Here is a 21,390-nt window from a genome sequence, read left to right as displayed (position 1 = left end):
GCAACCTCATTGGGGGAATCGGTCGAGCGGGATGTGTGCTTGCTGGGCTGGTCAGGCGGGCGTGCGCTGTTCCAGGGCGCGGGGCGCGGCGGGTTCGTGGACGGGCGGGGTGGCGGAGCAGAAGACGCAGCGGTCGCCGATGACGTCCAGGCCGCACCAGTGGCAGCTGGACTGCCGTACCGATGTGACCAGTTGGTACAGAACGGACAGATCGGCGAGGTAGCTGCAGAACTCGGTGATGCGGCCGGTCCCCCACCACACCGGGGACTCGGCGGGCAGCGGGACCTCGCGCAGCCCGTGCACGCTCCACTGCCCCGCGAGCCCGGCGACCCAGTCGCCCTGCGGTTGCTGCCCTTTGGCGACGAGCATCCAGGTGTTGAACTCGGGCCCTTTGAGCGTGACGCCGGGCGCCATGCGCACGAGCTGCGGCTCGGGATGCGCGAGCACGGCGAACTGGCTGCCGGGCACCCAGGACTTGGCGTGCGCCTTGAGTCCGACCGGCACCCGCTCCAGTCTGGCGACGGAACCCAGTACGGCCCCGGCGTGGATGTAGTGGGTGAGCAGCCGCCCGGCGGAGGCGAGCAGGCCCGGGCTCAGGTCGCAGGAGGCGAGCTGCCGCAGCTGCCGGGCGAGTACGGCGATGCCCAGCGGGGGCAGTTCGGGCCGGAAGAGGGCGATGCGGTCGCTCTCCAGCAGCGAGCGCAGGGTGTGCAGCCGTCTCAGGACGGGCTCGGGAGCGGCCTGGGAGCAGACGACGACGAGGTATCCGTACTGCTCGATCAGGGTGTGGAGTTCGGTGAGCGTGTGCTCCAGCGGCCGCTGGTCGAGGCCGCCCAGCACGACGGCCGGCATGGTCCGTTCGTCCTGCGCCGGCAGTGCCATGTCGGCACTGGTCACGGCAATGGCAGTTGGCACGCGCAGCTCCCCGCTCTTCACACCCGCCGACCCACCGGGGTAACTCCAGTGCGCCAGGACGACTTCACTGCGTGACTACGTGAGCACTGTATCCACGGCCGAATGACCGGAGAACAGCGTTTGTGAAGCTCGCGTGGAACTCTCTCGTCGCAAGTCCCGCCAAATCCGGACAGGTTGCGCGGCGATCCGGAAACGCATTTGGTCTGGACCTCTTGACACCTGGATTGGTCTGGACCAACTTGTAGCCCAACGGTGGCCACCGCTTCTCCCCCTCCTCCCTCCCCGCCAAGGCTCCCTCGCCGGGCTCGACTTCCCCACCGGAGGCCCCAGTGGACCATGCACCAGGCATACCCAGACCCCGTGGACGGCGAATCACCCTGTGGTCCGCCGCCACGGCCCTGGCCCTCTCCGTCGCGGGCCTCACCGCGACCGCCGGCCCGGCCGCCGCGGCGGACGTCAACAACGTCAAGAACGCGGGCTTCGAGTCGGGCCTCGCCGACTGGACGTGCACGGCGGGCAGCGGCACGACGGTCTCCTCCCCGGTGCACGGCGGGACCGCCGCCCTGAAGGCGACCCCGGCCGGCCAGGACAACGCTCAGTGCACCCAGCCCGTCGCGGTCAAGCCCAACTCGACGTACACGCTGAGCGCGTGGGTCCAGGGCGGCTACTCCTACCTGGGCGTGACGGGCACGGGCACGACGGACGTCTCGACGTGGACCCCCGACACACCGGCCTGGAAGCAGCTGTCGACGACCTTCACCACAGGTGCCTCCACGACGTCGGTCACGATCTACACCCACGGCTGGTACGGCCAGGCGCCCTACTACGCCGACGACATCTCGGTCTACGGCCCCGACGGCGGCGGAGGCGGCGACCCGGCCCCGACGGTCCCGTCCGTGCCGTCCGGCCTGGCGGTCTCCGGTACGACCTCCTCGTCCATCTCCCTGTCCTGGTCGACGGTCTCGGGCGCGACGGGCTACAACGTGTACCGCAACGGCACGAAGGTGACCTCCGTGCCGGGCACCTCGGCGACGGTGACGGGCCTGTCGGCGTCGACGTCGTACAGCTTCCAGGTGACGGCGACGAACGCGGCGGGCGAGTCGGCGAAGTCGGCGTCCGTGACGGCCACGACGGCCCCGACCGGCGGTGGTGGCGGCGGTGCGCTGCCCAAGCACGCGGTGACGGGCTACTGGCAGAACTTCAACAACGGCGCCACGGTCCAGAAGCTGTCGGACGTCCCGTCCGCGTACGACATCATCGCGGTGGCCTTCGCCGACGCGACGTCGACACCGGGAGCGGTGACCTTCAACCTGGACTCCTCCGGCCTGGGCGGCTACACGGTCGACCAGTTCAAGGCGGACATCAAGGCGAAGCAGGCGGCCGGCAAGAAGGTCATCATCTCGATCGGCGGCCAGAACGGCACGGTGTCGGTGAGCGACTCGACATCGGCGACGAACTTCGCGAACTCCGTCTACTCCCTCATGCAGACGTACGGCTTCGACGGCGTCGACATCGACCTGGAGAACGGCCTCAACGCGACGTACATGACACAGGCGCTGCGCGCCCTGTCGTCGAAGGCGGGCTCGTCGCTCGTCATCACGATGGCCCCGCAGACGATCGACATGCAGTCGACGTCGAACACCTACTTCCAGACGGCCCTGAACGTCAAGGACATCCTGACGGTCGTCAACATGCAGTACTACAACAGCGGTTCCATGCTCGGCTGCGACGGCAAGGTCTACAGCCAGGGCTCGGTCGACTTCCTCACGGCCCTGGCCTGCATCCAGCTCCAGGGCGGCCTGGCCCCGTCCCAGGTGGGCCTCGGCCTCCCGGCGTCGACGAGCGCGGCGGGCAGCGGCTACGTCTCCCCGTCCGTGGTCGACAACGCCCTGGACTGCCTGACGGCCGGCACGAACTGCGGCACCTTCAAGCCGTCGAAGACCTACCCCGACCTGCGCGGCGCGATGACCTGGTCGACGAACTGGGACGCGTCGGCGGGGAACGCGTGGTCGAACGCGGTGGGGGCGCATGTGCACGCGCTGCCGTGACGTGAGATCCGGCTGGTGACGCACCGGTGGCGGGACGACGCCCGGGCCTTCGGCGGCCCGGGCGCCGTCGCACGGTGCCGCGGGTGGAAAGCCGGTGACCTGGACGGCTCGATCCGGCGATCATGGATGGGTCACCGGTACACCCAACCGCCGAGGAGCCGCGCGCGATGCCCGTACCCGCCGACCCGACCGTCCTGCATCCGATGCCCGGGCAGCCGCGGGTGGTGCTGCTCAAGCCGCTGGTGAAGTCTCCCCTGATCGAGGTCGGGGAATTCTCGTACTACGACGACCCGGACGACCCGACCGCGTTCGAGACGCGCAACGTGCTCTACCACTACGGGCCGGAGAAGCTGGTCATCGGCAAGTTCTGTGCGCTGGGCACGGGCGTGCGGTTCATCATGAACGGCGCCAACCACCGCATGGACGGCCCCTCGACCTTCCCCTTCCCCACCATGGGCGGCTCCTGGGCCGCCCACTTCGACCTGCTCACCGGCCTGCCGAACCGCGGGGACACGGTCGTCGGCAACGACGTCTGGTTCGGCCACGGCACGACGATCATGCCCGGCGTACGGATCGGACACGGCGCGATCATCGCCTCCGGCGCGGTGGTCACCACCGACGTACCCGACTACGGCATCGTCGGCGGCAACCCCGCCCGCCTCATCCGCACCCGCTACGACGACCAGGACATCGCCCGCCTGCTGGCGGTGGCGTGGTGGGACTGGCCGGCGGAGCGCATCACCGAGCACGTGCGGACGATCATGTCGGGGAGCATCGACGATCTGGAGTCGGCCGCGCCGCCGGTATGACGCGCGGACGGGGGGTCTCCCGCCCGACGAAGTCATCGAGCGGGAGACCCCCCGGAACAAGCCCATTACTGCGGCTGGGCGGTGGCGGTCAGCCCACGGTGAGCGGGCCGGCCGTGTACAGGGCCTCGTCGAAGGCCTGCCCGGTGGTCGGGGCCGCGCCGAGCGGGAACGCGGATACGGCCCGGCCCCCGACGATGGAGGTGGAGATGTAGTCGCCGACCATGCGGCCCTGGTTGGTGTTCGCGATCTGGGAGAGGGGGAACGGCCCGGTCAGCGTCGTGGCGGTGGTCCAGGTGACGCCCCGGTCGGCGGAGGAGATGTAGCCGACCTGGAGGCGGCAGGTGGTCGAGGTGCAGTTGGCGACCGGATAGAAGTAGTAGTACAGGCCGATCCGGGTGGTGCTCCCGGATGTGGTGCGGTCGACGCCGAGGCCGGGGAGGAAGTGGTCGACGCCGCTGGTGGTGGCGTCGATCGGGACACGGCGCACGGTCTCCCAGGTGACGCCGTCGAACGAGGTGGAGTAGACGATGTCGTTGGCCGTGCAGTTCGCGCGGAAGCGGCAGTCGTGCCACGCGACGAAGATCCGGCCGGAGGCGCTGATCTCCGCCGAGGAGATTCCCCGGATGGCCCGCAGGCCGCCCGCGACGGTGTGGGCGCTGACGGAGGCGATGAGTGAGGTGCCGCTCCAGGAGGCTCCACCGTTGGTGGAGTTGAAGACGCGGATGGCGCTTCCATTGGCCGAGTACGGTACGACGACGGTGCCGTTCGGCCGGACGAGCGGCTGCCCGGCCAGGCCGCTCGGGGCGCCGGACGGAGTGACCGGTGCCGACCAGTGGAGTCCCCCGTCGGTGGAGGTGCTCATCAGGATCCGGTTGCCGGCCGAGTTGTTGTCGACCTCGATGTAGCAGCGCCCGTAGAACGGGCTGGTGGGGGTGTTGTCACAGGTGATCCACGGCTTGTCGTAGTTCGGCCCGTTGAATCCGACCGCTCTGACGGGGCTCTGCCAGCTCACGCCGTCGGTGGTGGAGCGGCTGACGGTGACTCCGGCGCCGATGACGCCGCTTGAGGTCGCGTTGAGGGCGAGGCCCGCGGTCAGCCAGGTGCCGTGCCGGGCGTCGTAGCCGACCGACGGGTCGGAGACCCGGGAGAAGGGGCCGCCCTGGTAGACGGTGATGCCGGGGATGGTGCCGTGGGTCCAGGTGACCCCGCCGTCGGCCGACCGGGCCCAGCCGAGGCCGGAGGCGCCGCCGCTGAAGAAACGGCCGTTCTGGGCGACGGCGATGACCGTGTTGCCGGCGGCGAAGGTGTCGGGCTCCACCACGGTGGCGTGCTGGCTGGCGGAGTTGGTGAAGGGGTCGGTGTCGATCCGGGTCAGGGGATCGGCGGTGAGCTGGACGTCGTCGTAGCGGGTGAAGGTGCGGTGGGCGGCGGGGTGATCGCAGTGGTGGGCCAGGCGGAGGGTGTAGCTGTGGCCCGGCCTGACGGCGGTGCTCGCCTTCTGCCAGCCGCGTCCCTGGGTGCAGGTCTTCCGCACGACGGTGGTGGTCACGCCGGTGGTGTTGTCCCGCAGCCGGGCCGTGGCCCAGTTGCGGGCCGCGGAGCCGTGGCAGCTGACGTCGTACCAGAACGACAGCCGGCGCTCGCCCGTACGCGCGCGGAAGGTCTGGGTGATGGCGGAGTCGCCGTCCGCGGCGCCGGCTCCGCCGACGCGTGCGGCGTACCTGCCGCCGTGGGCACCGGAGCTGACCATGGCGGTGGCACCGGCCCGGGTCCAGCCGGTCAGGGTGCCGTTCTCGAAGCCGCCGTTGGCCACGGCGGCGGAAGCCGGGGGTGCGAGCAGGAGGGACGGGACGGCAAGGGTGGCCGAGGCCGCGAGGGCGAGGAGGCTGCGGGTGCGCAGCGTGGAGAGGGAGAACACGACCGGATCGTCGTCGAGCGGACCGCGACCCGGTGGGCGACACACGGACCCGTCCCCCGCACGGACCTGCATCCGGGGTGTGCGGCCCCGAACGCTTCCACGGTCCGTTCAGCCGCCCCCGGTCACAACGGGCGAACCGTCGTCCTCAGTCCGAACCGTCGTCGAAATACGCGTCCAGCACGGCGTCCAGCTGCGCGTCCCACTCCTGGAAGCGGGCCCTGGCCGCCGCCTCGATCTCGATCGGGTACCAGCGGCGGTCCGGGGTGTGCACGGTGATCGTGTAGCGCTTGCCGAAGCGGGGGGACTCCGTCTCGACCGCGGCGATCTCCTCCCAGCGGAATTCGCAGGACTCCTCGTCCAGGCGGAGGCGGACGCCCTTGCGGTCGGCCACGATCTCCGCGCGGCGGTCGGAGGCCTCGAAGACCGGCCCGTCGTCCGGGCCTTCGTCGTCCGTGCTCTCGTCGCTCTCGTCGGTCTCCGCGGTCTCCCCGGGCGCTGCCGAGCCCTCCGGCCGAGCCGCCGCCTCGCCCGGCAACGCCGAATCCACCGGCTCCGGCTGGGCGTCCCCCACCTCCTCTGACGTGGCCGGGGCCGGGACGGAGATCCCGGGGATGAACGCCGGGTCGAAACCGGCGCCCGTCACGGGCCCGGCCTTCAACGGCTCGGTCCCGGACGGCTTGCTGCTCGCTCCTATGCGCTGCTCCACGGCGGCAGTATGGACGACTTCCCTGTGCCGGAACCAGTCAGCCCGCTCATCCCCGGTTTCACTCACATCACGTTCACACGAAGACGCTCACCACCGCCGCCACCGCGAACCCCGCCACCGACAGCACCGACTCCAGGACCGTCCAGGTCCGCAGCGTGTCCCGTTCGGTGATGCCGAAGTACTTGGCGACCATCCAGAAACCGCCGTCGTTGACGTGCGAGGCGAAGATGGAGCCTGCCGAGATGGCCATGATGACAAGCGCCACGAAGGCCTGGGAGTGGTGGCCCTCGGAGAGGAGGGGCGCCACGATGCCCGCCGTCGTCACGATCGCCACCGTCGCCGAGCCCTGGGCCACCCGCAGGGCCAGCGAGATCAGGTACGACAGCACGATCACCGGCAGGCCTACGCCGTGGAACGTGTCCGACAGGGCCTGGGCCACGCCGCTCGCCTTCAGTACGGCGCCGAAGACCCCGCCCGCGCCGACCACCAGCAGGATGTTGCCGACCGGCTTCAGCGAGGAAGTGGACACCGTTTCCAGGGACTTGCGGGACCAGCCGCGGCGGATGCCCAGGAGGTGGTACGCGAGGAGAAGCGCCAGCGTCAGGGCCACGAACGGGTGGCCGAAGAACTCCAGGACCGAGCGGGCGGGGGACGGGTCCAGGGCGATCGAGGAGAAGGTCGCGGCGAGGATCAGGATCAGGGGCGTGCCGATGACGGCCAGGACCGTGGCGAGCGGGACCGGACGCTCCTGCGGTGCCACGCCCTGCGCGCGCTGTTCGGCCACCACCGCCCGCTTCGCCTCCTCCGCCGCCTCCACCATGTCCTGCGGTACGGCGACGAAGATCCGCTGTCCGATCCAGGCGGAGAACGCCCAGGCGGCCAGGACGGCCGGGATGCCGCAGACGATGCCCATGAGGATGACCCAGCCGAGCTGGACGTGGAGGAGGCCTGCGGCGGCGACCGGGCCGGGGTGCGGGGGCAGGAAGGCGTGGGTCATGGACAGGCCGGCGAGGAGGGGGAGGCAGTAGAGCAGGATCGACCTGCCGGTGGGGGTCCCCCCGGGACGGAGCTCTTCGGAGTCCTGGGGGAGTTTGGCCGCCGCGTAGACGAGCGGGGCCAGGACGAAGATGCCCACGTCGAAGAAGACCGGGATGCCGAAGATCAGGCCTGTGAGGCCCATGGCGAGGGGGGCGCGCCGCTCGCCGAACAGGGCCAGCAGGCGGGTCGCCAGTACCTCCGCTCCGCCGCTGACCTCCAGGATCGCGCCGAGCATCGTACCGAGGCCGATGATGATCGCGACGTGGCCGAGGATGCCGCCCATGCCGGACTCGATGGTGGAGACGGCGTCGGAACGCTGGACGGTGCCGAAGAGTTCGGTGACCGGGAGTCCGGCGAGCAGGCCCACCGCTATGGAGACGGCCAGGAGGGCCACGAAGGGCTGCAGCCGGACCTTGATGATCAGGAACAGCAGGAGGGCTATGCCGAGGGCTGCGACCGTGAGGAGGCCGGGGGTGCCGTTCAGGAGGAGGAGCAGGCCTCCGGTGTGGGGTGGGGTGGCGGGCGCGGCTGCGGCCACGGAAATGCCGGGAACGAGGGACATACGGGGGGTCCTCTGCGTAAGAACATGGTGCTTTCGGGCAGGGGGGATCGCGGTACGGCGGCCCGGGGGTGAGGGCCGCCGTACCGTGAAAGGACGTGCGGGAAGTGAGGGACCGTCGGGCGCTCAGCCGAGTACGGCGAGTGCGTCGATCTCGATGAGGAGGCCGGCCGGGAGACCGACGTAGACCGTGGTCCGGGCGGCGGGCGGCTGGGTGAGGCCCTGCTCCTCGAAGTAGGCGTTGTAGATCTCGTTCATCTCGGCGAAGTGGTCCACGTCCGTCAGATAGACGCGGATCATCATCACGTCGTCCCAGCTCGCGCCGCCCTCTTCGAGGATCGCCTTGACGTTGGCGAGGGTCTGGAGGGTCTGCTCGCGCAGGGTGGGACCGGCCGGTGTCGGGGGCTTGCCCTCCTCCGCGGGCAGGAAGCCGACCTGGCCGGCGACCTGGAGGATGTTGCCCTTCCGCACGCCGTGGGAGAACTTGGCGGGCGGGGTGGTGTGGGTCTTCGGGGTGAGGGCGATCTTTTCCGTCTTGTCCGTCATTCGCGGTCCCTTGCTGGTGTTCTGCCGGAGTACTCGCCGCTGATCGCGTCCGCGGTACGGCGGACCTGCGGGAGCAGGGTGAGGAGTTCCTCGGCGGTGACGACCACGTTCGGCGCGGACACCGACATCGCGGCGACCACCCGGCCGTCGGCACCGCGGATGGGGGCGGCGACGCAGTTGATGGACTCCTCGTGGCCACCGAGGTCGGTGGCCCAGCCCTGTTCGCGCACCGTGGCCAGTTCCTTGAGGAAGGCCTCGGCGTTCGGGGTCGAACGGGGCGTGTACGGGGGGTAGTCGAGCTTGTCCGCGAGGGCGTGGCGCTCGGGTTCGGGCAGGTCGGCGAGGAGGAGTTTGGCGACCGCGGCCACCGTGATGGCGACCGGTTTGCCGATCCGGGAGTACATGCGGACGGGGTAACGGCTCTCCACCTTGTCGATGTAGAGGACCTCGCCCTCCTCGTACACCGCCAGGTGGACCGTGTGCCCGCACTGCTCGTTCAGCCGTACGAGGTGGGGGTGGGCGATCTCGCGGATGTCGAGGTTCTCCATCGCCTCCTGGGCGAGGGCGAACAGGCGGGCGCCGAGGCGGTAGCGCTGGTCGGACTGGCGGTAGACCAGGCCGTGTTCGTGCAGGGTGCGCAGGAGGCGGAGTGCGGTTGATTTGTGCACGCCCAGGCGGTCGGCCACCTGGCCGAGGTCGGCGGGGCCCTCGGCGAGGAGCGGCAGGATGCTCAGGGCGCGGTCTACGGTCTGACTCATGGGGTGTTCGCCTCCTCCGTCGCCCGCACGGCTTGCGTCCAGCCGGGGGCGAGTCGAAGTCTCCCCCATGCGGTGTCGTCCAGGGCGGACAGGCGGTCGGCGTGGTCTCGGGTGGGGGGCGGGGCGAGGTCGGCGGGGGTGGTGAGGGCGGCTGCGGCGAAGAGGTGGCCGAGTCGGAGGCGGGTCCTCAGGGGGAGCGCGCGGAGGGTGCCGGAGAGAAAGCCCGCGGCGAAGGCGTCTCCGGCACCGGTTGTCGCTACGACGTCCACGCGGGGGGCCGGTTCGAAGGTGCCCGGGGCTACCGTCGGAGCTTCGTGGGTCGGCTGTGCGGCGCCCGGGGTTACGGTGGGCCGAGGGTCGTCCGCGCGGCCCGGCGCCGGCGGGATGCCGCCTTGCCCGGGGACGGGGGCCGCCCCAACGGCACGACTGCCCGCGGGCTGACGGCACGGGTCCGCACCGTCAGCGACCGCGGGAACGACCGAGGAGCCTTGCACGCCGTCCACGCTCACCCCAGCAACACGACCGCCCGCAGACTGACCACGCAGGTCCACGCCCCCCTCAGCCACGGGGCCGATCGCGGAGCGCTGCGCGGGGAGTGCCGGCCGTTGCTCGCCGCGCCCGGCCGCCCCAGCCGGAGGGCCGACCGCGGACTGGCCGCGCTCGAACGCCGTCGCCCCCTTCGCCCCCTGTTTCACCACCAGCACCCCCGGCTCCGGAAGTGCCGCTCGGATCGCCTCGGGTCCGCCCGTGATGCCCCAGGCCTGCTCCGCCTCGTCCTCGCCGACGAAGACGATGTCCGCTCGGCGGGCCAGGTCCAGCAGGATCAGGGGTCCGTCCGCGGTGGGCCACAGGGGTGGGCGGTAGTTGATGTCGAAGGAGAGGAGGGGGCGCCCCGGGCAGGGGGCGGTCAGGGTGTGCATCAGGGCCAGGCAGTCGTGGGACAGGGCCGCCGTGATGCCGGACAGGTGCAGTACGCGGCCCGCTCGCACCGCCGCCAGGTCCACGTTGCCCGCCGACATCGCCGACGCCGCCGAACCCGCCCGGTAGTACGCCACCTCGTGCGCACCCGTGCCCCGGTCGCCGGCCGTGCGGAAGTAGACGCCGGTCGGGCGGGCCGGGTCCCGGGGCACGGAGGTGACGTCGACGCCGTACCCGGCGAGCCGCTCCACCAGGTGGTCGCCGAAGCCGTCCGCGCCGACCCGGCCGACCCAGCGGGCGGTGTGCCCGGCGGCGGCCAGCGCGCAGGCCACGTTGGACTCGGCGCCGCCGATCGCGCGGTCGAAGGAGGGCACGTCCGCGAGGCGGCCCGGCCGGCTGGGCAGGAAGGTGACCATGGACTCGCCGAGCGCCACCACGTCCACCACCTCTGCCACGTCCGCCACGTCCACGGCATCCATGTCCGAAACCTTCACGGCGTAAGCAGCGTCGTTGATGATGACTCCTGTCCGATGACCGGGTAACCACTCCGTTGACCTGGTGTCGGCGAGATGCTAGACACCAGTTGGCAACACATGCAATGGGCGTTGCAGAGAATGCAACGAACCGATGAAAGGGGCCCCATGAGCAGCAGCGAAACGCTCGCCCGGCTGGCCGAGGAACGCGTCGACCACCGCTTCAAGGGCCTCCCGCCGGACGCCGACGGCCTCACCGTCGGCGAGCTGGCCGCCCAGCGCCGCAACCTCTTCACCGGCGGCTTCACCACCCCGGTCCTCGCCCTGTCCGCCGAGCGCCTGGAGCACAACCTGGCACTCATGGAGACGTACACGATCCGGCACGGCCTGGCCTTCGCCCCGCACGGCAAGACCTCGATGGCCCCGCAGCTCTTCCACCGCCAGATCGAGCACGGCGCCTGGGGCATCACCCTCGCGCTGCCCCACCAGGTGCGGGTGGCCGGGGAGTTCGGGATTCGGCGGATCTTCCTCGCCAATGAACTGGTGGACGCCTCCGCGCTGCGCTGGATCGCCGGTGAACTCGCCGCCGACCCGGAGTTCCGCCTCGTCTGCTACGTCGACTCCGTGCGCGGGGTGGAGCTGATGGACGCGGCGCTGACCGGCGCGGCCCGGCCGGTGGAGGTCGTGGTGGAACTGGGCGCCGGCGACGGCGCCCGCACCGGTGTGCGCACGGAGGCGGACGCGTGGGCGGTGGCGGACGCGGTGGCCCGCACCGAGACGCTGCGGCTGGTGGGTGTGGCGGGATACGAGGCCCAGGTGCCCGGCGCCGACCCGGAGCGCGTGCGGGAGTGGCTGACACGGCTGGTCACGCTCGCCGCCGAGTTCGACAAGGCGGGGCGGTTCGCCGGGGCCGGGGAGATCGTGGTGAGCGCCGGCGGCAGCGAGTGGTTCGACGCGGTCGCCCACGCCTTCGCCCGGATCCCCGCGCTCTCCCTCCCGGTCCTGAAGCTGCTCCGCTCGGGCGCCTACGTCTCGCACGACGACGTGCATTACAGGAAGCTCACGCCGTTCAACCGGGTGCCCGAGGAAGGTGCCCTGGAGCCCGCGTTCCGGCTGTGGGCGCAGGTCGTCTCCCGCCCCTCGGCCGACCAGGCCTTCGTCAACGCGGGCAAGCGGGACGCCGCCTACGACCTGGACCTGCCCGTCGCCCAGGTGGTACGCCGGGACGGCACGGAGCACGCGGCGACCGGGATCGAGGTGACCGCCCTCTCCGACCAGCACCTGTGGCTGGGCACCGCCCCGGAAGCGGACGTGGAGGTCGGCGACTGGGTCGGCTTCGGCCTGTCCCACCCGTGCACGTCCTTCGACAAGTGGCAGCTGATCCCGGTCGCCGAGGCGGACGGGACGGTCGTGGACTACATCCGCACCTACTTCTAGTACCTACCTCTAGTACTTCTAGGGAGCCATTCGTGGAGGACCTGGTCATCCGGGACGCCGACGTCGCCGACGGCAGCGGCGAACCCTCGTACCGGGCCGATGTGGTGATCGACGGCGGCCGGATCGTCTCGATCGTCAAGGAGGCCGCCGCGGCCGGCTGCCAGCGCCCGCGGGCCATGCGGGAGCTGGACGCGGAGGGCCTGGTCCTCTCCCCCGGCTTCATCGACATGCACGCCCACTCCGACCTCGCCCTGCTGCGCGACCCCGACCACAGCGCGAAGGCGGCGCAGGGGGTCACCCTCGAAGTCATCGGGCAGGACGGGCTGTCGTACGCGCCGGTGGACGATCGCACGCTGGAGGAGGTGCGGCGGGCGATCACCGGGTGGAACGGGTACGGCGACGACGTCGACTTCGACTGGCGCTCGGTCGGCGAGTACCTCGACCGGCTGGACCGAAGCATCGCCGTGAACGCCGCGTACCTGATCCCGCAGGGCACGGTCCGCGCGCTTGTCGTCGGCTGGGAGGACCGGGGGGCGACGCCCGAAGAGCTGGCCCGGATGCGGCGGTTGGTCGCGGAGGGGCTGGAGCAGGGCGCCGTCGGGATGTCCTCCGGGCTCACCTACACACCCGGCATGTACGCCCCGGACGCCGAACTGACCGAGCTGTGCCGGGTGGTGGCGTCGTACGGCGGCTACTACTGCCCGCACCACCGCTCCTACGGCGCCGGCGCCCTGGAGGCGTACGCCGAGATGGTCGCCCTGACGCGGGAGGCAGGGTGCCCGCTGCACCTGGCGCACGCGACGATGAACTTCGGCGTGAACGAGGGTCGGGCGCCCGAGCTGCTCGCCCTGCTCGACGCCGCCCTGGACACCGGCGCGGACATCTCGCTGGACACCTATCCCTACACCCCCGGCTGCACCACCCTGGCCGCGCTGCTGCCGAGCTGGGCGAGCGAGGGCGGCCCGGAGGAGGTCCTGGCCCGGCTCACCGAGCCGGCGACGGCCGCGCGGATCCGGCACGACCTGGAGGTGACCGGCTCGGACGGCTGCCACGGCGTGCCCGTGGAGTGGGAGACGATCGAGATCTCCGGCGTCGCCGACCCCGCGCTGGGCGATCTCGTGGGCCGTACCGTCCGGGAGGCGGCGGAGCTGCGCGGCGAGGCGCCCTGGGACACCGCCCGCCGGCTGCTGGTCGAGGACCGGCTCGGTACGACGATCCTCCAGCACGTCGGCCACGAGGACAACGTCCGCACGATCATGCGGCACCGTACCCACACCGGCGGCTCCGACGGCATCCTCCGGGGCGACAAGCCGCACCCGCGCGCGTACGGCACGTTTCCACGCTATCTCGGCCACTACGTACGGGAGTTGGGGATCCTGTCCCTGGAGGAGTGCGTCGCCCACCTCACCTCCCGGCCCGCGGCCCGGCTGCGACTGCCGGACCGGGGGCTGGTGCGCGAGGGGTACCGGGCCGACCTGGTGCTCTTCGACCCGGAGACGGTGGCGCCCGGCGCGACGTTCGCCGCGCCCCGCACGCTTCCCACGGGAATCCCGCACGTCCTGGTCGACGGCCGGTTCGTCATCGAGGACGGGAAGCGGACGGATGTGCTCGCGGGGCGGGCGGTCCGTCGTACGGACGTCGGCTAGGGCTTGGGCAGGATGCAGCCGGCCGCGCTGAGGTCCAGCTTGTTGCCCGTGGTGAAGCAGGCGGGGATCTGGTAGGTCTCCTCGGCGTAGTTGATGCCCTGGTGGATGGTGACGTTGCCGCTCTCGTCCACCTCGCACGGGTTGTTCTCCGTGCAGGTCTCGCCGTCCTCGTTGCCGGTGTTGTTGACGGCGACGACCTTGCCGGTGCTGGTGTCGATGACCGGGGAGCCCGAGGTGCCGCCGATGGTGTTGCACGACGAGGTGTAGCGGACGGAGTCCTTCCAGGTCCAGTCGCCCTCCTTCAGCCGGTACACGAACCCGTCGATGCTGCAGCTGTACGTCCGCTTCCAGTAGCCGGAGACGACCTTGATGGCCGTCCCGGCGGTGGGGTGGGTGTCGTTCACGGTGAGCGGACTGATCCCGTACGAGCTCTTGATCTGCGCGTACGTGGTGGTCAGCCGGTAGATCGTGACGTCCGTGTCCGTCATGGTCGAGTAGACGACCTGGTTGGCGCGCAAGGTGGCGACCTTGCTGCCGGAGGCGTTAAGCAGGCCGAAGCTGCGGCTGGAGGACTGACCGGTGATGACCTCGCCGGGGCCCGGGAAACCGGTCTCCAGGCAGTGGCCGTTGGTGAGCACGAGCGCCGGGTCGCTGTCGGCGGAGTTGGGGAAGCGGATCACAGAGCCGGAGCAGTTGCTGAGCGAGACGGTGCCGGCGAAGTTGACGGTCGCCTTGGGTTTGGCGGTGGCAGCGGCGGTGGTGTGCGGCGCGGCAACCGCGGGGGTCGCGCCCAGCCCGGCTATGGCCAGGGAGGAGAGCGCGGCAAGGAGAGGCTTGTTCATGTGGGGGTCCCCTCTTACGACTTGGGCGACCGGAGTTCTCCGGCCGCCCCTCGTTTGTCATGCGCATTGTCGATGCATCGGAGGGGCGGGAACAAGAAGCCGGCTCAGGTCATAGGGGTTTCCCTGTGCGACGCCGATGTCGTCCGGGACCACGATCCCGGTGCCGCCCCGGAGCGCGGACGTCGTCGGACCGGCCGTCAACACGGTGAGCTCGGGCGGCAACAGCACCCGCCGGCCGGCCCGGATACCTCGTCACACCACGCCCGCCCCAACCCCAGCCGCCAAGAGGCCCGGCGCGGACATCATCCGACCAACCGTCAACGCGACAGCCTCACGCGACACAGCACCCACCGGTCAGTGCAGGTGCTTCGTCGCACCACGACTCCGACCACAGCCACCGGGAAAGCCCGGCGCGAACCTCATCCGACCAACCGTCAACTTGACGGCCTCACGCGACACGGTGCCCGTCGGTCAGTGCGGGTGCTTCGTCGCGCCGTGGCCATGGCCGCGGCCGCTGGGGAAGCTGGGCGGGGAGGTCGTCGGACCGGGCGTCGTCGGGGTGGGCTCGGGTGCGCGGGACGTCGTGGGGGCCGTCGCGGTGGAGGCGGAGGCGGTCGGGGTGTCGGCCTGCCCCTGGGGGGCGCCGGCGGCCGGGGAGGCGGACGAGTCGGACGGCTTGGCCGAGGGGGCGTCGGCGGCGGCCGTCGAGGCCGCGGACACGGCCGGGGAGCCGGCGTAGGTGCGCGGGGTCGCGGTGGTGGAGCCGGCGACACCCGGGCCGGACCCGTCCGAGGCGGGGGAATCCGAGCCGCCCGCCAGAGCGGCGATCGCCGCGATCGTGCCGGCCACTCCCAGCACCCCGGCGACGACCGCCACCCGGCGGCGGCCACCCGTGCGCCGATCGGCGCGCCGCCGCGCGGCCCGCCCCTCACCCGGCCGGGACCGGCCGGCCGACGCGACCGGATGGGCCGACCTGGCCAACTCGGGCAGCTCCGGCGACTCGGGCCACTCGGACAGCTCGGTCGGCACGGGCCGCTCCGTCGGCTCCGTCAGCGGGGGCAGCTCGCGGGTCTCGTCGTAGGCGTTCTGCCAGCCGTGGGCGGCGGCGGGGTCGGCGTACTCGTCGTACGCGGGAGCGGAGGCCGCCCGGGGGAGGTACACGTTCGGCGGGGCCGAGCCCGACGGCGCGTGACCGGCGTGCGGCGGGACCTGGGGCGGCTCGGTGTCGTACACGTTCGGCCGCGCCTGGGTCGGCTGCGCGTCATCCGTGTTCGGCGGGACCTGGGGCAGGTCGGCGCCGTACACGCGCGGCAGCGCCTGGGTCGGCTCGGTGGCGTGCAGGGTCGGCGGATCCTGGGGCGTCGGCGCTTCGCCCGGTCCGTGTCTGCCGTTCATGCCCGTGTCTCCGTGCATCCCCGCCCCACTCCGCCTCGCTGTGCACACAAGCCGCCCGCTCGGGCCCGCCCCCGCCGTACCGGGCCGATCCGGCGGAGCGGCACCGCATTTTAGGGACGCGAGTGGCTCCTGAGACAGCCATGGACGATATCCGGACAAATCTCCGCGTCTCACGTGTCGGAAAACACGACCCACGAGGCATTACCGGGCCGTAAGCTCACGGATATGCAGGTGATCCAGTCGACCAAGCTCGCCAACGTCTGTTACGAGATCCGGGGTCCGGTTCTCGAGGAGGCCATGCGGCTTGAGGCGGCAGGCCACCGCATCCTCAAGCTCAACACCGGCAATCCCGCCGCCTTCGGCTTCCAGTGCCCCCCGGAGATCCTCGAGGACATCCTCCGCAACGTCTCCAGCGCGCACGGCTACGGCGACGCCAAGGGCCTGCTGGCCGCCCGCCGCGCGGTCGTCATGCACAACCAGACCCTCGGCATCGAGACGGACGTCGAGCACGTCTTCATCGGCAACGGCGTCTCCGAGCTGATCGTGATGGCGATGCAGGGCCTCCTGGACGACGGCGACGAGGTCCTCGTACCCGCCCCGGACTACCCCCTGTGGACCGCGGCGGTCTCCCTCTCCGGCGGCACCGCCGTGCACTACCGCTGCGACGAGCAGTCGGACTGGATGCCCGACCTCGCCGACGTCGAGCGCAAGGTCACCGACCGCACCAAGGCCATCGTCATCATCAACCCGAACAACCCCACGGGCGCGGTGTACGACGAGGCCGTGCTGAGGGGCCTGACCGACATCGCCCGCCGGCACAACCTGCTGGTCTGCTCCGACGAGATCTACGACAAGATCCTCTACGACGGCGCCACGCACACCTCGACCGCGAAGATCGCCCCCGATCTGCTCACCCTCACCTTCAACGGCATGTCGAAGGCGTACCGGGTGGCCGGGTACCGGGTGGGGTGGATGTCCGTCTCCGGGCCGCGCGCGCACGCCGACTCCTACATCGAGGGCCTGACGATCCTGGCGAACATGCGGCTGTGCGCCAACATGCCGGGCCAGCACGGCGTGGTCGCCGCGCTCAGCGGACGCCAGTCGATCAACGACCTGGTGCTGCCGGGCGGACGCCTGAAGGAGCAGCTGGACACGGCGTACGACCTGCTGACGCAGATCCCGGGCGTGAGCTGCGTACGACCCAAGGGCGCGCTGTACCTCTTCCCGCGCCTCGACCCCCAGGTCTTCAAGATCAAGGACGACCGGCGGATGGTCCTGGACCTGCTGCGCCAGGAAAAGATCATGGTCGTCCAGGGTACGGGCTTCAACTGGCCCGAGCCGGATCACTTCCGCGTGGTGACCCTGCCGACGATCGGCGATCTCCGGGACGCGATCACCCGGATCGGGAACTTCCTGGACGGATACAGCCAGCCGTAGTCGACGGACTTCATTCCGTGACACGACTCAACTTTAGACGAAATCTAAGCTAGGATGGCTTCCTGTCAGAGCACAGGAGGCCATCCCATGTACGAACCGATCCGCGCCAAGTCGGTCCACAGCACGATGGCCGACACCGCCTCCGACTTCCCCCACCGGTCACGCGAGGAGGAGCTGGACATCCAGCTCGCCGGACACCTCGCCGCCCTACTGGCCGTCACCGACGAGCTGCGGGGGTTGACTCCGTCGGCCGATCTGGAGGCCGCTGCGGAGCGCCTTGCCGGCGAGGTGAGCAGGCTCCGGGCGGGTCGTACGCCGGCGCGTGCGGTACCGGCCTCGGCCGGTGAGCCTGCGCCGCTGCACCGGCGGGCGCATGCCCTCGCGGGCCGTGCGCTGGTCGTCGCCGCGTCCCGCGCGGACACCGCCGCGGCGATCCTCGCCGCGGAACGCATGGACGCCCACGCCGCCGCCCTGGCCGACCCGAAGGAACTGAGCACCGCCCACTGACCCCTTCCGAGGGTCCCCCGATCGGCCCCGGTCCGCGTGCACCCGCAGCGACGCGCGGACCGGGCGCCACAGCACTGCGTCGGCTTCGGCCGGCTTCTTGGCGTGCGGGACGTTTCGTGGGCCCGGTTGACCCGGCAGCGTCCACCCACACGGCGGAGCCGCATATCGATACAGCCCCGCGCCCCTGGCGGGGGTCCGGCAGGCGCCCACGTCCGGACAAGGCGGAGCACCTCGTCTCGGCGCTCCGGGGCACGGAAGCGCGCAGGCAGGAGTCACATACGCGGTATCCGGGACCGTGGCCGGTGGAGACAGGCGAAGGCCTGCCGTCGTGCTCCCGCGGGGCGAGCGGGAACGTGACGACAGGCCCAGGGCCCCCACGCCGTTGTGCGGGCCTCGCCGGCTTGTCACCACGGCCGGCCGGGACGATCGCTGGTCAGGGCACGGCGGCCGGCCGTGGAGTCTCGGGTGGGACTAGCCCAGGCGCTTCACCAGCGCGTGGTACTGGTCCCACAGCTCCTTCGGGGTGTGGTCGCCGAAGGTGTTGAGGTGCTCGGGGACGAGCGCCGCCTCCTCGCGCCAGACCTCCTTGTCGACCGAGAGCAGGAAGTCCAGGTCGGAGTCGGCCAGTTCGAGCCCGTTGGTGTCCAGCGCCTCGCGCGTCGGCAGCACGCCGATCGGGGTCTCCACGCCCTCGGCCTTGCCGTCCAGGCGCTCCACGATCCACTTCAGGACGCGGGAGTTCTCACCGAAGCCCGGCCAGACGAACTTGCCCTCGTCGTTCTTCCGGAACCAGTTGACGTAGTAGATCTTCGGCAGCTTCGCCGCGTCCGCGGACTTGCCGACCTTGATCCAGTGGGCCATGTAGTCGCCCATGTTGTAGCCGCAGAACGGCAGCATCGCGAACGGGTCGCGGCGCAGCTCGCCGACCTTGCCCTCGGCGGCGGCGGTCTTCTCGGAGGCCACGTTGGCGCCGAGGAAGACGCCGTGGTTCCAGTCGAAGGACTCGGTCACCAGCGGCACCGCGGTGGCGCGGCGGCCGCCGAAGAGGATCGCCGAGATCGGCACGCCCTTCGGGTCCTCCCACTCCGGCGCGATGATCGGGCACTGGGAGGCCGGGACGGTGAAGCGGGCGTTCGGGTGGGCGGCCGGGGTCTCGGACGCCGGCGTCCAGGCGTTGCCCTTCCAGTCGGTCAGGCGGGCCGGGAGTTCCTCGGTCATGCCCTCCCACCACACGTCGCCGTCCTCGGTGAGCGCGACGTTGGTGAAGACCGCGTTGCCCCACAGGGTCTTCATCGCGTTGGCGTTGGTGTGCTCACCGGTGCCGGGCGCGACACCGAAGAATCCGGCCTCGGGGTTGATCGCGTACAGCCGGCCGTCCTCGCCGAAGCGCATCCAGGCGATGTCGTCGCCGATGGTCTCCACGGTCCAGCCGGAGATCGTGGGCTCCAGCATGGCGAGGTTGGTCTTGCCGCAGGCGCTCGGGAAGGCGGCGGCGACGTACTTCGCCTCGCCCTGCGGCGGGGTGAGCTTGAGGATCAGCATGTGCTCGGCCAGCCAGCCCTCGTCACGCGCCATGACGGAGGCGATGCGCAGCGCGTAGCACTTCTTGCCGAGCAGGGCGTTGCCGCCGTAGCCGGAGCCGTAGGACCAGATCTCGCGGTCCTCGGGGAAGTGGGAGATGTACTTGGTGGAGTTGCACGGCCACGGAACGTCGTGCTGGCCCTCCTCCAGCGGGGCGCCGAGGGAGTGGACGGCCTTGACGAAGAAGCCGCTGTCGCCGAGCTCGTCCAGGACGGCCTGGCCCATGCGCGTCATCGTGCGCATGGACACGGCGACGTAGGCGGAGTCGGTGATCTCCACGCCGATCGCGGACAGCGGGGAGCCGAGCGGGCCCATGCAGAACGGGACGACGTACATGGTGCGGCCCCGCATGGAGCCGCGGAACAGGCCTTTCTCGCCGCTGAAGATCTCCCGCATCTCGGCGGGGGCCTTCCAGTGGTTGGTCGGGCCCGCGTCCTCCTCCTTCTCGGAGCAGATGAAGGTGCGGTCCTCGACGCGCGCGACATCGGTCGGGTCGGAGGCTGCGTAGTAGGAGTTGGGGCGCTTGATCGGGTCGAGCTTCTTGAAGGTGCCCTTGGCCACCAGCTCCTCGGACAGCCGGTCGTACTCGGCCTCGGAGCCGTCACACCAGACCACGCTGTCCGGCTGGGTCAGTTCGGCGATCTCGTTGACCCACGAGATCAGTTCCTTGTGATGGGTGGGGACGGGAGCCGCGATGTCGCGCGCCACGATTGCTCCTAAGTGAGGGATTTTTGCCCTGGTGAGGGATTTTTCCTTGGGGCCCCGTGGGGGCTGCGACCCGGATGCTTCGCAGTCGTTCGACTGTGGGCGCTCATCCGGTGCCGACCGCACTCATTTGATCATCCGTCCCGAGTGCGCATATGTCCAGGGGGAGTCACAGGTGAGCGGCGTGAGGAAGGCCACGGTTTTCGCATCCTTCCTGCGTACCTCCACGTCCCTTTACGTGCACGTTGAGTTCGCCTGAAAGACTTTTTGAACACGGCCGTGGCGTTTCGCATGAGACGATGGCCACTCCGCGACGCTCCGCCGACCGCACTGACCCGTAACTTACGGTTCCGTAGGTACGATGCGGCCCATGACTGCGTCCGCCCCCGACGCGCCCACGGACTCGCCGGCCGCCGGCCGCGGTCCCGTCGCGCTCTCCGTGCCACTTCCGGTCAAGCCCATGCTCCGCGGCTGGCTGCACCTCGGCATGTTCCCGGCCGTACTCATCGCGGGCCTCGTGCTCACCGCGCTCGCCGACTCCACCAGAGGCCGTGTCGCCTGCGGGATCTACGTCCTCACGGCCTGCCTGCTCTTCGGCGTCAGCGCGCTGTACCACCGGGGCAACTGGAGCCCCCGGATGGACGGCGTCCTGCGCCGCCTGGATCACGCCAACATCTTCCTGATCATCGCGGGCACCTACACCCCGCTGACCCTGCTCCTGCTGCCCGGCGCCAAGGGCCAGTGGCTGCTGTGGGGCATCTGGGCCGCCGCCGCGGCCGGGATCGTCTTCCGCGTCTTCTGGGTCGGCGCCCCACGCTGGCTCTACACCCCCTGCTACATCGCGATGGGCTGGGCCGCCGTCTTCTTCCTGCCCGACTTCCTGCGCACCGGCGGCATCGCCGTCCTGGTCCTGGTGGTCGTCGGCGGCCTGCTCTACAGCGCCGGCGGCCTGGTGTACGGCATCAAGCGACCGAACCCCTCACCGCGCTGGTTCGGGTTCCACGAGGTCTTCCACTCCTTCACGCTCGCCGCGTTCGTCGTCCACTACGTCGGCATCTCGCTGGTGGCCTACCAGCACGCGTAAGGCTCCGCCAACTCCCCTTCCCGGCCACGGCTCACCAGCCGTGGCCGTTTTCGTATGCCTGAAACCGG

General features: G+C 70.8%; 17 protein-coding genes. 7 read left to right on the top strand and 10 right to left on the bottom strand.

All coding sequences use genetic code 11. From position 1 onward, the window contains the following. Positions 1-51: 51 nt before the first annotated feature. A complete protein-coding gene (locus ACWC0C_RS30755) occupies positions 52-882 on the bottom strand; it encodes a hypothetical protein (protein WP_450867344.1) in 831 nt (276 codons plus the stop codon). Between the two features lie 362 nt (positions 883-1,244). Between ACWC0C_RS30755 and ACWC0C_RS30750 the strand changes: the two genes are divergently transcribed. After that, positions 1,245-2,963 carry a chitinase gene (locus tag ACWC0C_RS30750; protein ID WP_450867301.1) on the top strand — a complete coding sequence of 573 codons (1,719 nt, stop codon included), beginning with the start codon at positions 1,245-1,247 and terminating at the stop codon, positions 2,961-2,963. Between the two features lie 167 nt (positions 2,964-3,130). After that, positions 3,131-3,772: a CatB-related O-acetyltransferase gene (locus ACWC0C_RS30745; protein ID WP_450867299.1), complete on the top strand. Its 642-nt coding sequence runs from the start codon at positions 3,131-3,133 to the stop codon at positions 3,770-3,772. An 88-nt stretch (positions 3,773-3,860) separates the two neighbouring features. Here ACWC0C_RS30745 and ACWC0C_RS30740 read toward each other — a convergent pair whose 3' ends face one another. The 6 genes from ACWC0C_RS30740 to ACWC0C_RS30715 form a co-directional block, all read right to left on the bottom strand. Beyond that, positions 3,861-5,690, bottom strand: a complete 1,830-nt coding sequence (locus ACWC0C_RS30740; RefSeq protein ID WP_450867298.1) for a sialidase family protein — start codon at positions 5,688-5,690, stop codon at positions 3,861-3,863. Positions 5,691-5,835: 145 nt separating this feature from the next. Continuing rightward, positions 5,836-6,396: a hypothetical protein gene (locus tag ACWC0C_RS30735; RefSeq protein ID WP_450867296.1), complete on the bottom strand. Its 561-nt coding sequence runs from the start codon at positions 6,394-6,396 to the stop codon at positions 5,836-5,838. 73 nt (positions 6,397-6,469) lie between these two features. Next, entirely contained in the window at positions 6,470-7,996 is a 1,527-nt protein-coding gene (locus ACWC0C_RS30730; protein WP_450867295.1) for a GntP family permease, read from the bottom strand. Positions 7,997-8,119: 123 nt separating this feature from the next. After that, positions 8,120-8,539 (bottom strand): RidA family protein, encoded by a 420-nt coding sequence (locus ACWC0C_RS30725; protein ID WP_450867294.1) that lies wholly within the window; start codon positions 8,537-8,539, stop codon positions 8,120-8,122. Then, a complete protein-coding gene (locus tag ACWC0C_RS30720; protein ID WP_450867293.1) occupies positions 8,536-9,297 on the bottom strand; it encodes an IclR family transcriptional regulator in 762 nt (253 codons plus the stop codon). The genes ACWC0C_RS30725 and ACWC0C_RS30720 overlap by 4 nt, the downstream gene beginning before the upstream one ends. Continuing rightward, the gene (locus ACWC0C_RS30715) at positions 9,294-10,694 is read right to left on the bottom strand and encodes a PfkB family carbohydrate kinase (RefSeq protein WP_450867292.1); all 1,401 of its coding nucleotides are present in this window, start codon (positions 10,692-10,694) and stop codon (positions 9,294-9,296) included. Before ACWC0C_RS30715 ends, ACWC0C_RS30720 begins: the two co-directional genes overlap by 4 nt. Positions 10,695-10,856: 162 nt before the next feature. Between ACWC0C_RS30715 and ACWC0C_RS30710 the strand changes: the two genes are divergently transcribed. Then, entirely contained in the window at positions 10,857-12,125 is a 1,269-nt protein-coding gene (locus ACWC0C_RS30710; protein WP_450867290.1) for an alanine racemase, read from the top strand. Positions 12,126-12,157: 32 nt separating this feature from the next. Beyond that, positions 12,158-13,771, top strand: a complete 1,614-nt coding sequence (locus ACWC0C_RS30705) for an N-acyl-D-amino-acid deacylase family protein (protein WP_450867288.1) — start codon at positions 12,158-12,160, stop codon at positions 13,769-13,771. Here the strand turns inward: ACWC0C_RS30705 and ACWC0C_RS30700 are convergent. Further along, positions 13,768-14,613 carry a trypsin-like serine peptidase gene (locus ACWC0C_RS30700; RefSeq protein WP_449195783.1) on the bottom strand — a complete coding sequence of 282 codons (846 nt, stop codon included), beginning with the start codon at positions 14,611-14,613 and terminating at the stop codon, positions 13,768-13,770. The genes ACWC0C_RS30705 and ACWC0C_RS30700 overlap by 4 nt on opposite strands. Positions 14,614-15,084: 471 nt before the next feature. Next, on the bottom strand, positions 15,085-16,008 hold the full coding sequence (locus tag ACWC0C_RS30695; RefSeq protein WP_450867286.1) for a hypothetical protein: 924 nt from the start codon (positions 16,006-16,008) through the stop codon (positions 15,085-15,087). A 225-nt stretch (positions 16,009-16,233) separates the two neighbouring features. On the opposite strand from ACWC0C_RS30695, the gene ACWC0C_RS30690 reads away from it, so the two are divergent. Both ACWC0C_RS30690 and ACWC0C_RS30685 read left to right on the top strand, forming a co-directional pair. After that, complete coding sequence (locus tag ACWC0C_RS30690; protein ID WP_450867284.1) at positions 16,234-17,445, top strand: pyridoxal phosphate-dependent aminotransferase; 1,212 nt, start codon at positions 16,234-16,236, stop codon at positions 17,443-17,445. A gap of 87 nt (positions 17,446-17,532) precedes the next feature. Next, complete coding sequence (locus ACWC0C_RS30685; protein WP_449195786.1) at positions 17,533-17,952, top strand: SCO4983 family protein; 420 nt, start codon at positions 17,533-17,535, stop codon at positions 17,950-17,952. Between the two features lie 471 nt (positions 17,953-18,423). Here the strand turns inward: ACWC0C_RS30685 and ACWC0C_RS30680 are convergent, their stop codons facing one another. Beyond that, positions 18,424-20,241, bottom strand: coding sequence for a phosphoenolpyruvate carboxykinase (GTP) (locus ACWC0C_RS30680; RefSeq protein ID WP_449195787.1), 1,818 nt, complete (start codon positions 20,239-20,241; stop codon positions 18,424-18,426). A gap of 367 nt (positions 20,242-20,608) precedes the next feature. On the opposite strand from ACWC0C_RS30680, the gene trhA reads away from it, so the two are divergent. Beyond that, complete coding sequence (trhA, locus tag ACWC0C_RS30675; RefSeq protein WP_449195788.1) at positions 20,609-21,322, top strand: PAQR family membrane homeostasis protein TrhA; 714 nt, start codon at positions 20,609-20,611, stop codon at positions 21,320-21,322. Positions 21,323-21,390: the final 68 nt, after the last annotated feature.

The organism is Streptomyces sp. NPDC001709 (assembly GCF_053596375.1).
This window is presented reverse-complemented; position numbering and strand designations above follow the sequence as displayed.